The 12,191-nt window shown below is 65.0% G+C and carries 6 protein-coding genes and 5 pseudogenes (1 of these 11 cut by a window edge); 4 read left to right on the forward strand and 7 right to left on the reverse strand.

The window, feature by feature from the left end:
* The 6 genes and pseudogenes from C448_RS09265 to C448_RS09285 form a co-directional block, all read right to left on the reverse strand.
* Positions 1-887, reverse strand: a pseudogene (locus C448_RS09265) (carbohydrate ABC transporter permease) (it extends 91 nt beyond the left edge of the window).
* Between the two features lie 57 nt (positions 888-944).
* Positions 945-1,670 (reverse strand): annotated as a pseudogene (locus C448_RS17230) (extracellular solute-binding protein); the annotation flags it as partial.
* A gap of 76 nt (positions 1,671-1,746) precedes the next feature.
* Positions 1,747-2,382: pseudogene (locus C448_RS16790) on the reverse strand (extracellular solute-binding protein); the annotation flags it as partial.
* Positions 2,383-2,608: 226 nt separating this feature from the next.
* A complete protein-coding gene (locus C448_RS09275; protein ID WP_004054103.1) occupies positions 2,609-3,913 on the reverse strand; it encodes a mandelate racemase/muconate lactonizing enzyme family protein in 1,305 nt (434 codons plus the stop codon).
* 43 nt (positions 3,914-3,956) lie between these two features.
* A pseudogene (locus tag C448_RS09280) lies at positions 3,957-5,334 on the reverse strand (HAD family hydrolase).
* Between the two features lie 47 nt (positions 5,335-5,381).
* Positions 5,382-6,271: pseudogene (locus C448_RS09285) on the reverse strand (dihydrodipicolinate synthase family protein).
* A gap of 83 nt (positions 6,272-6,354) precedes the next feature.
* On the opposite strand from C448_RS09285, the gene C448_RS09290 reads away from it, so the two are divergent.
* The gene (locus C448_RS09290; RefSeq protein WP_004054106.1) at positions 6,355-7,308 is read left to right on the forward strand and encodes a sugar kinase; all 954 of its coding nucleotides are present in this window, start codon (positions 6,355-6,357) and stop codon (positions 7,306-7,308) included.
* 29 nt (positions 7,309-7,337) lie between these two features.
* Here the strand turns inward: C448_RS09290 and C448_RS09295 are convergent, their stop codons facing one another.
* Positions 7,338-8,285 (reverse strand): glycosyltransferase family 2 protein, encoded by a 948-nt coding sequence (locus C448_RS09295; protein ID WP_004054107.1) that lies wholly within the window; start codon positions 8,283-8,285, stop codon positions 7,338-7,340.
* Positions 8,286-8,386: 101 nt separating this feature from the next.
* Between C448_RS09295 and C448_RS09300 the strand changes: the two genes are divergently transcribed.
* The 3 genes from C448_RS09300 to C448_RS09310 all read left to right on the forward strand — a co-directional run bounded on the left by C448_RS09300 (position 8,387) and on the right by C448_RS09310 (position 12,185).
* Positions 8,387-9,754: a sulfatase gene (locus C448_RS09300; RefSeq protein WP_004054108.1), complete on the forward strand. Its 1,368-nt coding sequence runs from the start codon at positions 8,387-8,389 to the stop codon at positions 9,752-9,754.
* Positions 9,755-9,763: 9 nt separating this feature from the next.
* A complete protein-coding gene (locus C448_RS09305) occupies positions 9,764-11,182 on the forward strand; it encodes an oligosaccharide flippase family protein (protein ID WP_004054109.1) in 1,419 nt (472 codons plus the stop codon).
* Between the two features lie 64 nt (positions 11,183-11,246).
* Positions 11,247-12,185 (forward strand): hypothetical protein, encoded by a 939-nt coding sequence (locus tag C448_RS09310; protein ID WP_004054110.1) that lies wholly within the window; start codon positions 11,247-11,249, stop codon positions 12,183-12,185.
* Positions 12,186-12,191: the final 6 nt, after the last annotated feature.

The raw sequence follows: 12,191 nt of genomic DNA on the forward strand, positions 1-12,191 counted from the left end.
GGGACGGTACTGGCCGAACAGCGCGTACAGGAAGTCGAACGCTTTGAGCGCACCGATCATCAGCACGACGAGCGCGCTGATGACCGAGCCCCTGAGCTGGGGGATGATGACCCGCCAGTACATCGTGATCGTGCTCGCGCCATCGATACGCGCCGCCTCGAAGTGTTCGTCCGGGATCGCCTGCAATCCGGCGAGAAAGACCACCATCGCGTAGCCGCTGAACTGCCAGACCAGCGCGAAGANACCGCACCGAGCACGAGCTGTGGGTTGCCGATCCAGTCCGGCTGGAGTCCGCCGATGCTCAGTACCGAGTTGATGATGCCGTTGTCGATGTCGTACATCCACGCCCAGAGCTGGGCGGTCACAACGAACGAGAGGCTGAACGGCAGCAGATACACCAGCCGGAACGTGTTCTGCAATCGGAGCGTCCGATCGAGCAGGATCGCGAGCACCAGCCCGAGCACGAGACAGAGTATCGTGAACGCGACCAGCAGGACGAACGTGTTGCGTGCGGCGTCGATGAACGCCTGACTGCCGAACAGTTCGGCGTACTGCTGGAAATCGAGCGCGGAGTAGTCCGGATCACCAAAACCCTCCATATCCGTCAGCGAGATGAGGAAGTTCCAGCCGATCGCCCCGTAGACGAACAGCCCCATCAACAGGAACGGTGGGAGCCAGAACGGCAGCGAGCCGACGAATCGGCTGTTGCGCAGCGATCGCAGTCGATCCGACAGGCCTGTGCCGGCCGAGCCACGGCTCACGGTCGCCCCGCCGTCGGTGCGAACCGCGGTCTCGTCGTCGCCGGTGTCGCCCACGAGTCGAGTACGGAGGTCGCTCAGCCGTGATCGGATCGACCGTCCCACGTCAGTTCGATCCGGAGACGGCATCGAGCATCCCCTTGGTTGCGGAGTCGAGGTTCCCCGAGCCGAGGAACTCGTTGGTGATCACGCCGTCGATGTCCGAGTGGACGTCGGGCAGCACGGCGAGCCCGTGGGCGATCGTCGGCGGCTTGTGCGAGGCCTCGCTGTACTCCTTGATCGTCTTGGTGAGATACGGGCCGAACTTATCGCTCGGGGCATCGGTTCGCGGCGGGATCGACCCCTTGTACTGGTTGAACGCGACCTGTGCCTCGGTCGTGCCCAGATAGGAGAGCCACGTCTTTGCGGCCTCGGGAGCGGGCCCNCCTGTGCCTCGGTCGTGCCCAGATAGGAGAGCCACGTCTTTGCGGCCTCGGGAGCGGGCCCGTCGGCGGGGAACGGGAACGAATCGAGATGCATCCCGTACATATCGTCGGTACCCGGGAAGGTGACGTTGTTCCAGTCCTTTTCGTACTCGAAGTCGTCCTGGTTGCGGTAGGAGCCGGCGACCCAGTTGCCGTTGTGGACGAAGGCCGCGTTCCCGCTCATGAACTTCTGGTTGGCCTGCGTGAAGCCGATGCTCGACGCGTCGTCGTTGATGTGATCGTAGTAGTTCTGGACGGTCTGGAACGCCTTGCGCACCGCCTTCTCATCGCCCTCGCCGTTGATGTAGTCCATGAACCCCTGGTAGCCGGCCTGTCCCTGCATGACGACCTCCCAGAGCTGGAGCGTCGTGAACGGCGCTTCGAGCCCCTGTGCGAGACCGACGGCGTCGGTGTTCTGCTCGACCTTCTTGAGCGCGGCCGTCAGATCGCTCGGCTTCGAGAAGCTCGTCGGGTCGACACCGGCTTCCTCGACGACCGAGACGTTGTANGACCTTCTTGAGCGCGGCCGTCAGATCGCTCGGCTTCGAGAAGCTCGTCGGGTCGACACCGGCTTCCTCGACGACCGAGACGTTGTAGAACAGGTCGTTCATCCGGTGGGAGCCGATCGGCACCGCCACGTATGGCCCCGAGCCGACGGATTTCGAGCTTTCACCGACCTGCGAGTACTGCTTGGCCTCCTTCGAGTAGTTCTGTTTGAGGTCCTTCGTCCAGATGTCGCTGCTGATGTCGCCGAGGAGCCCGGCGCTGGTGAACTGGACGAGGTTGTTGCCTGGCCAGTCGGCCCACGAACTGGGGAGGTTGCCGTTCTGTGCGCGGTTCGAGATGGTCGTATCGAGATTGGTGTTGCCGCCGCCGCCGATGGCCTGGAAATTGGTGTTGACGTCGGAATGGGCCTCCTCGAACTTCTTGATCAGGTTGTTGATGGCCTTCTTGCCGTCGCCGCCGGTCCAGCCGTGGAGGACCTGCAGCTTGCCGCCGCCACCGGACGAGCCGCCACCGCTGCTGTTGTTTCCACCACTGCCGTTCCCACCACCGCCGCCACCGACACAGCCGGCGAGACCGACCATCGCGCCGGCGCTTGCCGCAGCGGTGCCCTTCAGATACGTCCGCCGTGAGTAGTTCGATTCGGAGTCAGACATCGTTCGACTCAAACGGCGTAACGAACCATCATATACTTTTCGACGGATCGAACGGGCCGCCCGCTGTCGATTTCACGGCTTGATCGACGAAATTTTCCAGGAACCGAATTGTCGCTGGCCCGACGAAGCTACGCTTCGTCGAACGCCGTGGAACACTGTTCCACGAGCTCGATGCGGCTACGCCGCATCGAACGTCGTGAATCAAGGATTCACGGGCTTGCGGAAGCTACGCTTCCGCAAACAATTCCTCACCGTCGACCATATGCTCGGCGACGGCATCCATATCGAGCGTCAGCCCGAGTCCCGGTTGCTCGGGGATCTCGATCGCGCCCTCTCGGATGACCGACTCCTCGACGAGTTCCTCCCACCAGCCGAGCTGGTATGAGTGGTACTCGACGGCGAGCGAGTTGGGGATGGCCGCGCCGACGTGAGCGCTCGCCATCGTCCCGATGGGTGAGGCGACGTTGTGCATCGCCACCGGCACGTAGTAGCTGTCGGCCATGTCGGCGACTTTTCTCGTCTCGCGCATCCCACCCATCTTCGGGAGATCGGGCGCGACGACGTCGACGGCCTGCTCTTCGAGGAGGCGGCGGTAGCCGTGCTTGCGATAGACGTTCTCGCCGGCGGCGATCGGCGTGGTCGTGCTGCGGGTGACCTCGTGCTGGACGTCGTGGTTCTCCGGCGGAACGGGATCTTCGAGCCACCACACATCGTGATCTNCCTCGTGCTGGACGTCGTGGTTCTCCGGCGGAACGGGATCTTCGAGCCACCACACATCGTGATCTTCGATCGCCCGCGCGATGCGTTTGGCACTCCCACCGGTGAACGCCCAGTGGCAGTCGAAGGCCGCGTCGGCCCGGCCGTCGAGGCGTTCGGTCACCGCTCTGACGATCTCGGCCTTGTGCTCGATCTCCTTGTTCCGGAGGTGGCGGTTGGCCTTGTCCTTCTCGTGGCCCGAGGGCACGTCGAGATCGAACTTGAGCGCGTCGTAGCCCAGTTCCTCGACAACGCGTTCGGCCTCGTCGGCATTCGCCTGTGGGTCCTCCTCTTCGCCCGCGTGACAGTCGCAGTAGACGCGCACCGAGTCACGGTATTTTCCACCCAGCAGCTGGTAGGCCGGGAGTTCCAGGATCTTGCCCGCGAGGTCGTGGAGCGCGATCTCGATGCCCGAGATAGCCGTGATGACCGTCCCGCCGATCGAGCCCTCGCCGGACATCTTCTGGACGAGATGCTCGAACAACCGATCGATGTCGAGCGGGTTCTCGCCGACGACGAACGGCGTCATCCGGGCAATGATCTCTGGCACGCCAGCCCCCCAGTAGGCCTCGCCCGTGCCGACGATGCCCGCGTCGGTGTACACTCGCACCAGCGTCCACGGGAAGTTGCCGTCGACCATCGTCGTCTGCACGTCGGTGATCTCGACGTCGCGCCCGCCGCCGCGTTTGGCCCGCACGCCCATCGTCTCCGACGAGAGCTCGCGCATCGTGTATTCGGCGTTCGGGTCGTGCAGGTCGGCGTAATCGATTCCCATGGTTCGATGTTTACTCGTATTCTAAAAACGATGTCGTACCGCGTCAATCGAGCGTCGCCAGCCGGTTGAGCGCCGAGACGATCCGCAGGATGGCGGCGGCTTCACCGCGATCGAAGACGAGTTCGTCGGTTCTGATGACGTGATCGAGCACCGCTCGCGAGGCGTGTTCGGGTGCGGCGGCGATTCCCTTCCCGTCGGCGACCCACTCCATCACGCGCAGGTCGGACTTCGAATCGCCCATCACGAGCGCGAACGGGTCGTCGACGCCGAGCACGTCGAAGGNCGCGCAGGTCGGACTTCGAATCGCCCATCACGAGCGCGAACGGGTCGTCGACGCCGAGCACGTCGAAGGCCGCCTCGACGCCCGCGACCTTGTTCAGTTCCAGGCTGCCGACCTCGGCGGCGTCGGCCTCGTAGTAGGCGACGTCGATGCGCTCGAAAGCCTCCGATAACGCCGCCGGCATCTCGTCGGGGTTTCGCTCCGCCAGCCGGTCGCGACGTTCGAGCACGCCACGGATCTCGGGGTCGGCCGCGGCGTAGAACGCCCGTGCCCACTCGCTTCCCTCCTCGCTGTCGGTTCCCTCCGTCACGATCGTCCCGAGCAGATCGACGAGATAGCAGAGTGCTCGGTCGATGGTCTCCTCGGCCTCCGGACTGCCGGTCTCGGCGTTCGGTTTCAGAGTGACGTTGAACTCGTTGCCTTGGAGATGACAGCCCTCCCGGATCCTGTCGGGGGCCTCNTTCGGTTTCAGAGTGACGTTGAACTCGTTGCCTTGGAGATGACAGCCCTCCCGGATCCTGTCGGGGGCCTCGGGCAACACGCGCGAGCGCAGCGCGTAGAAGACGTCCTGGATCCGCTCGTCGAGGCGCTCGTAGAGCAACTTCTTCGTCTCCGAACCGTGACCGGGCGTGAACACGCCGGTACCGGCCTCGTAAACGATACTCAGCGTTCCGGAGTGGACGAGCTCGCTGCCGAGCCCCTGGATGGCGAACCCCTTCACGTTCTCCAGCGTTTGGCCGGTACAGATGACGACGGGGATGCCCGCCTCGTGGAGTTCGGTCAGGTAGTGGAGCGTCTCGCGGGGGATCTCGTTGTCGGTGCCACCCGCAGACCTGAGCGTTTCGTCGACGTCGAGCACGAGGACGTTCACCCCGCGGTCGTGTTTGGTCAGGAGATCGAGCGCGGTGAACGCCTCCTCGCGGCTGGCGTGGGCGGCGATATCCGCGAGCGTCTCGCCGTACTGGAAGGCGTCACGGATCTCGCCCTTTCGCTCGTCGAGTTCGGTGGCGATCTCCTGGTAGCCTTCGAGCGCGACGCGCGAATCGACTGGCGGGAAGACATCGATGAACCGCTGGTGGTCGCGCAGGCCGTCGGTGTCGAACGACTCGTAGAGCTCGTAGAGGAGATCGTACCGATCCATAGTCGCCTCGGGGGTGCCGAGCGCATAAGCGTGTTCGCCCGCCCGACTCAGAGCAACCCCTCGGCGCGGATGGTGGCTTCGAGCGCCGATCGCTCCTCGTCGTTCATCCCGCGAAGCGGACTCCGCAGCGGGCCGGCGTCGAACCCACGCAGCGAGAGTGCGGCCTTCACGCCGGCGAGATACGGCCCACCCTTGAACGCGTCGCGCACCCGATAGAGGGTGCTCTGACACTCGCGTGCGTGCTCGATATCGCCTGCCGTGTACGACTCGTGGAGATCGACGAGCAGTTCGGGGAGGGCGTTCGCCACCGCGCTCACGCCACCGGTACAGCCGACGAGCCGGCCGGGGAACTGCAGCGAGTCCGACCCGGCGAGGAAGACGAGGTCGGGGNGAGCCAGGGGACGTCCTTGCTCGAATCCTTGACGCCGGCGAGTCCGTCGATCTCGGCGAGCGCGTCGAGCGTCGCGTGGCTGAGCGCGTTGCCCGTCTTCGAGGGTATGTGATAGACGTAGATCGGCAGTTCGGTGGCCTCGGCGACGCGGCGGTAGTGTTCGACCGCGCCCGTCTCGTCGACCGGGTAGTAGTAGGGCGTGACGACAACGAGCCCGTCCGCGCCGGCCTCGGCGGCGCGTCGAGCGCGTTCGACCGTGTGATACGTGCTCGGCGCACCGACGCCCGCGATGACCGGCACTTCGCCGCCGACCTCGTCGACGACCGCCTCGACGACGCCGGCCTGTTCGTCGGCGTCGAGTAGCGCGAACTCGCCGTTCGTTCCCAGCGGGAAGACGCCGTGGACGCCCCGATCGACGATGAACCGGGCGTGGTCGGCCGTCGTCTCGTAATCGACCGATTCGTCCTCGTCGAACGCCGTCACCATCGGCGGGATGACGCCGCCGAGATCGAGCGGATCGTCGTTCGCAGTCGCGTCGTGGCTCATGGCGTTCGTTCTCGGTGTGTAATCATAAACGTCCGGGGAGCGGATTCCGCAACGCCTACCGTGCCGCCCGTGTAGGTCGAGCCATGACATCGGACGTGCTCACGCTCGGCGAAACGATGGTGCTGTTCAGCCCCGACGAACCGGGGCCGACGAAACACCAACAGACGTTCAAGAAGAGCCTCGGTGGTGCCGAGAGCAACGTCGCCATCGCCCTCTCGCGGCTCGGCAACGACGTGACCTGGCACAGCAAACTCGGCGCGGACCCGCATGGCAACTACATCAACTCGTTCGTCCGTGGCGAGGGGGTCGATACCGCGACCGTCGAATTCACCGACGACGCGCCGACGGGGATCATGTTCAAGGAACGGCGCGCGCTCGGGGAGACCTCGGTCTACTACTACCGCCACGGCTCGGCCGCGAGCACGATGACACCTGACGATCTCCCCACCGACGCCATCGAAACGGCCGACTATCTCCATCTCACTGGTATCACGCCCGCACTGAGCGACTCCTGTCGTGAGGCGACCCTCGCGGCCATCGAGCGCGCACGCGAGGCGGGGACGAGGATATCGTTTGACCCGAACATCCGCCACAAGCTCTGGGAGAGCGACGAGGAGATGCGACGAACGCTGCTTGCACTCGTCGAGAAGAGCGACATCGTCCTTCCTGGAATCGAAGAGGGACGGACGCTGTTCGACGCCGATACCCCTGACGAGATCGCGAACGCGTGTCGCGATCGGGGGGCTGCCATCGCGGTCGTCAAACTCGGTGCCGAGGGCGCGCTTGTCGACGACGGTGAGGCGACCCGCGTGCCGGGCTACGAGGTCGAGCGCGTCGTCGATCCCATCGGCGCGGGCGACGGGTTTGCCGCCGGCTTCCTCGACGGTCGTCTCCGCGGGCTCGGCGCAGTCGAGGCGACGAAGCGTGCCAACGCCGTCGGCGCGTTCGCCACGACCGTGACTGGCGACGTCGAGGGGCTGCCCACCGAGCGCGAACTTGACGTGTTCCTCGGCGAGCGCGAGGCGCTACGGCGGTAGGCGTCGCGTTCGAGTCGATTGACTGGCGACTATCGGCGACGCTCCTGAAGGCGTTCGAGCAGCTCCAGCAGCCGTGCGTGGCCAGTGGGTGCGTACGCGACCGTGAGGAGGGCGAGCGCACGCGGGTCGCGCTCGCCGGCGGCGACCGCCCGCCGGAGTTCGCGCCGTGCTTTCGAACTCCTGCCGGCCCGCAGCAGTCGCTTGCCGTATTTGTACTGCGCCTTGTGTTCGAGCGCCGCGCGGTGGACCGCAAGATCGGGCAGTCGATCCGCGAGATCGTCGATAACGGTCAGCTCGGTCTCGTACATCAGTTCGAGATCGGAGCTCATCGACCCTTCTCGTCGGGTGTAGCACGCGAGCGGCTCGGCCACGCGCGCAGGTCGATAGCGGGCGAACAGCCGCGCCCAGAGGTGGCGATCTTCGGCAACTGGCAGACGTTCGTCGAAGCGCTCGTCGGCGAAACACTCCCGGCGGGCGAGCACGGTCGGCATCGGCACCCCGCCCTCGTAGAGGAAGTCGATATGGTGGGTCTCGGGATTACGGACCGGCAGCGCGGACTGGCGGCGTTTTTCACCGTCCTCGACGAGATAGACGTCTGAGTAGACGACGTCGGCACCGTCGGCGACGGCCGCGAGCTGTCGGTCGAGTTTTTCGGGAAGCCAGCGATCGTCGGCATCGAGAAAGGCGACCATCTCGCCGGTGGCGGCATCGAGCCCGCGATTGCGCGCCGCCGCGAGGCCGCTGGGTTCTTGATACAGGTAGGTGAATCCCTCGACGCGGTCCGCGAGCTCGCGCAGCCAAGACACGTCGGAGCTATCGACGACGATCAGTTCGACGTTTCCGTGGGTCTGAGCCGCGATGGATTCGAGCGCTGGGCCGAGATACTCGCTGTCGCCGTAGGTCGGGACTATCACCGACACGAGCGGTCCCTCGCCCTCTTGGAGCGACTCGGGCAGCGAGACCGCTGGATCGGACATCGCCGACTCTGACCGTGCCACTCGCTTGAACGTTTGGAGTCCACTCGGCGAGCGCCGGCGACGGAAAGGTACTAACCGATGTGGTGAGGACACGGAAGCGAATGCGGGACGTGTTGCTCATCACCGTCGATTCCCTCCGAGCCGATCACCTCTCGGCGGCCGGCTACGAGCGAGAAACGACGCCGTCAGTCGATCGACTCGCGGCGAACGGGCATCGGTTCACGAACGCGTTCGCTCACGCCTGCGCGACCCGCGCGTCGTTTCCGTCGATTCTCACTTCGTCGACCGCCCTCATGTACGGCGGCTACGAGCGTCTCTCCGAGAACCGAACCCTCGTCACCGAGGCGCTCCCCGCCGCCTATCGGTCGGGAGGTTTTCATTCAAATCTCTATCTCTCAGCGGAGTTCGGCTATTCGCGGGGGTTCGATTCCTTCTTCGACTCGAAGAGCGATCCGTCGCCGACGGCCCGGGTGAAAGGAGCCGTTGAAGAGCGTCTCGACGAGGACGGCTGGCTCTACAGCGTCCTCTCGCGAGCGGTCGACACGGCCGAAAAGGAAGCCGGCGTCAACGTCGGGTCGGCATACGTCCGGGCCGACGACATCACCGAGAAGGCCATCGATTGGGCTGAGAACGAGCGCGATGACCCCCGATTCCTCTGGACGCACTACATGGACGTCCACCACCCCTATCGCCCGCCCGAGCGCCACCAGCGCGCGCTCGGCATCGATCCCGTTCCCGAGCGCGAGGCGATCAAGCTCCGCCGGAAGATGATCGAGGCCCCCGCCGAAATCACCGACGACGAACGCGAGACGCTGATCGACCTCTACGACGCCGAGATCCGCTTCACCGATGCGGAGATCGGTCGATTGGTCGAGCACGTTCGGGAGGCCTGGGGCGACGACATGATGGTGATCGTCACCGCTGATCACGGTGAGGCGTTCGGTGAGCATGGTGGGTACAGCCACACCCAGACATTCCACGACGAGGTGCTCCACGTGCCGTTGATCGTCAGTCTCGGGAACGATGGTCTCTCGACCACGCATGACGAACTCGTCGGGCTGGCCGACGTCACGCCGACCATCATCGATTACGCGGGCGGCGAACAGTCGAATTCGTTCGTCGGCCACAGTCTCCGCCCGCTGCTCGACGGCGAGGGCGACTGGCCGCGAGAGCACGTCGTCGGCGACTGGGCCGACGGCAACCGTGGCGGCGGCGAGCGTCGCTTCGCCTACCGCGACCGGCGCTGGAAGTACATCGAGCGTGGAGACGGGCACATGCTCTACGACCTCGCGGCCGACCCCGACGAGCATGAGAACGTCGCCGACGGCCACCCAGAGGTGTGCGAGCGGCTCGACGGCGTGCTCGACGAGCATCGAGAGCGGATCGCGGCGAGCGCCGACGACATTCGGACTGTGGAGATGGACGAGAGTACCAAGAAACGCCTTCGCGATCTCGGCTACGCGGAGTGAGCGGCAGCGATGCGCATCGGACAGACGTCGATCGTCAACTTCCTCTCCCAGATCGCCACCTCGGTCTTCGGCTTTGTCGTCACCGTCTATCTCGCCCGCGAGCTCGGCGACGCGGTGCTCGGCAACTACTTCCTGGTGGTCTCCGTGCTGGTCTGGCTGAAAGTACTCGGCGGGCAGGGCATCCAGATGGCCATCCGAAAGCGCGTGAGCGAGGGGGAATCGGAGGGGGCGTTCTTCGGTGCGGGGCTCGCCGTCCAGTTGGCTGCGTTCGTCGTGCTCGCCGGCGGTGTGCTCGTCTTTCGCGAGCCACTCAACGATTATCTCAGAACCGATGCGGCGCTCGGGCTGCTCGCACTGCTCGCGACTGGCCTGCTCCTCTGGCAGGTGCGCGCGGCGCTCGAAGGCCGCCATCGGGTAGCGCTCTCCTCGCTGCTCGGCCCGTTCGACCGCACCGCCCGCGGTGCGCTCCAGATCGGCGTCGTGGCGGTCGGCTTCGGCACTGTGGGTTGGCTTCTGGGCGGATACGTCGTCGCGGAGCTGCTAACGGGGCTCATCGGCCTCTCGCTGCTCGCCATCCGTCCGCGGCTGCCGACCCGCGAGCAACTTCGGAGCCTGCTGGAGTACGCCAAATACTCCTGGTTTTCCGGCATCGAATCGCGCACCTTCGCCTCGATGGACACGCTGGTGCTCGCGATCCCCGCCTTCGCGATCTCGTCGGGCCAGATCGGCGTCTACGAGGTCGCTTGGAACCTCGCGTCGGTGCTCGCGGTGTTCGGAGCGTCGGTCAGCACGACGCTGTTCCCGGCGATCAGCGAACTGTCGAGCGCCGGCGAGGACGGTATCGAGGGACTCATCGACGACGCGGTGGCCTACTCCGGACTGTTCGTCATTCCCGGTCTCGTCGGCTGTGCGGTCGTCGGCCGGCGCGTGCTCGCCATCTACGGCGCGGAGTTCACCCGCGGCTACACGATCCTGCTCGTGCTTGTGGCCGCCAGACTGCTCTACGTCTACCAGTCCCAGTTCACGAACGTGCTCGCGGCGATCGACCGGCCCGACAGCGCCTTCCGGGTCAACGTCACCTTCGTCGCCACCAATCTCGTGCTCAACGTGGCGCTCGTCGCGCTCGTCGGCTGGCTCGGCGCGGCCGTCGCCACCGCGACTTCGGCGACGGTCGGACTGGTGCTCTCGTACTGGTATCTCCAGCAGTACGTCGTGATCCCCATCCCCGTCGGCGAGTTGGCGAGTCAGGTGCTCGCCGCCGTCGCGATGGGTGTCGTCGTCTTCGTCGCGCGCGGGTTCGCCGGTGCGGGCGTCGCGTGGACGGTCGCGCTGGTCGCCGTCGGCGGTGGGGCCTATTTCGCCACGTTGACCGTGCTCTCGCGGCGGTTCCGGGCGACCGTCCGGCGGAACCTACCGGCTGTGGGATAACCGTCGACATCTATTGTATGGTGAAAGCCGAAGGCGTTTGGCGCTGCGACGCGATTTCGGGACAATGACGTTCGCCGACTGGCTCGCCGAGACCGGAGCGCGGGTCGAAAGCGATGGAATGGCTGGCGTCTGCACGAGTGCCTATGAACTGTGGATCGGCGCGCTCCGCCGGAACCGCTTCGCCGACCCCGGCGTCAATATCTACGACCGCCCGTGGGACGCGCTCGTGATCCTCGACGGCTGTCGCGCCGACGTTCTCCACGGCATCGCTCACGAATACGAGTTCCTCGATAACCCGGGCATCCACCGCTCGCCCGGCTCGACCTCCTACGAATGGATGGAGCGGACGTTCACCGAGGAATATCGCAAGGAGATGGAACGGACCGTGCAGGTTACCGCGAACCCACATTCCCAGCGGTTTTTCGACGATGATGATTTTCGAAAACTTGATCCAGTCTGGCGTGACGCATGGGACGAAACTCGCGGAACAGTACTCGCACGTTCGGTAACGGACCGTGCTATCGTCGCTGGCCGTGAGGTAGCCGGAACTGATGACCGTCTTCTCGTTCATTACATGCAGCCACACTTCCCTTCCGTTCCCGCACCACTTATGAACGGAGTTGGTCTCGATGATTGGCTCGATGGGTCCGAGCATGCGTGGCAGGGCTTACGTCGAGGAGAGTTCACCGAACGCGACGTTTGGCTGTCATACGTGGAAAACCTCCGATATGTCCTCGACGATGTGGCGATTCTTCTCGAAAACCTCGATGCCGAGCGCGTCGCTATCACCGCAGACCACGGTAACGCCAAGGGTGAGTGGGGTATCTATGGCCACCCGAACGTTCCCCTGAACGTACTTCGGGAAGTTCCATGGTTCGTGACAAGCGCGACCGATCACCGGACGCGCGATCCTGATGTAGACTCAATGACTGGTGCGGAACCGTCCGACGAAACCGTTGCCGAGCGACTCGAAGCACTCGGCTATGCAGACGAAGGTACGTAATATATG

The organism is Halococcus morrhuae DSM 1307 (assembly GCF_000336695.1).
In the GTDB taxonomy this organism is placed as follows: domain Archaea; phylum Halobacteriota; class Halobacteria; order Halobacteriales; family Halococcaceae; genus Halococcus; species Halococcus morrhuae.

Bases quoted from the DNA above. Each gene is read 5' to 3' on its own strand.
- C448_RS09290 (WP_004054106.1), top strand. From the start codon at position 6,355: ATGACATCGGACGTGCTCACGCTCGGCGAAACGATGGTGCTGTTCAGC.
- C448_RS09295 (WP_004054107.1), bottom strand. From the start codon at position 8,285: ATGTCCGATCCAGCGGTCTCGCTGCCCGAGTCGCTCCAAGAGGGCGAG.
- C448_RS09300 (WP_004054108.1), top strand. From the start codon at position 8,387: ATGCGGGACGTGTTGCTCATCACCGTCGATTCCCTCCGAGCCGATCAC.
- C448_RS09305 (WP_004054109.1), top strand. From the start codon at position 9,764: ATGCGCATCGGACAGACGTCGATCGTCAACTTCCTCTCCCAGATCGCC.
- C448_RS09310 (WP_004054110.1), top strand. From the start codon at position 11,247: ATGACGTTCGCCGACTGGCTCGCCGAGACCGGAGCGCGGGTCGAAAGC.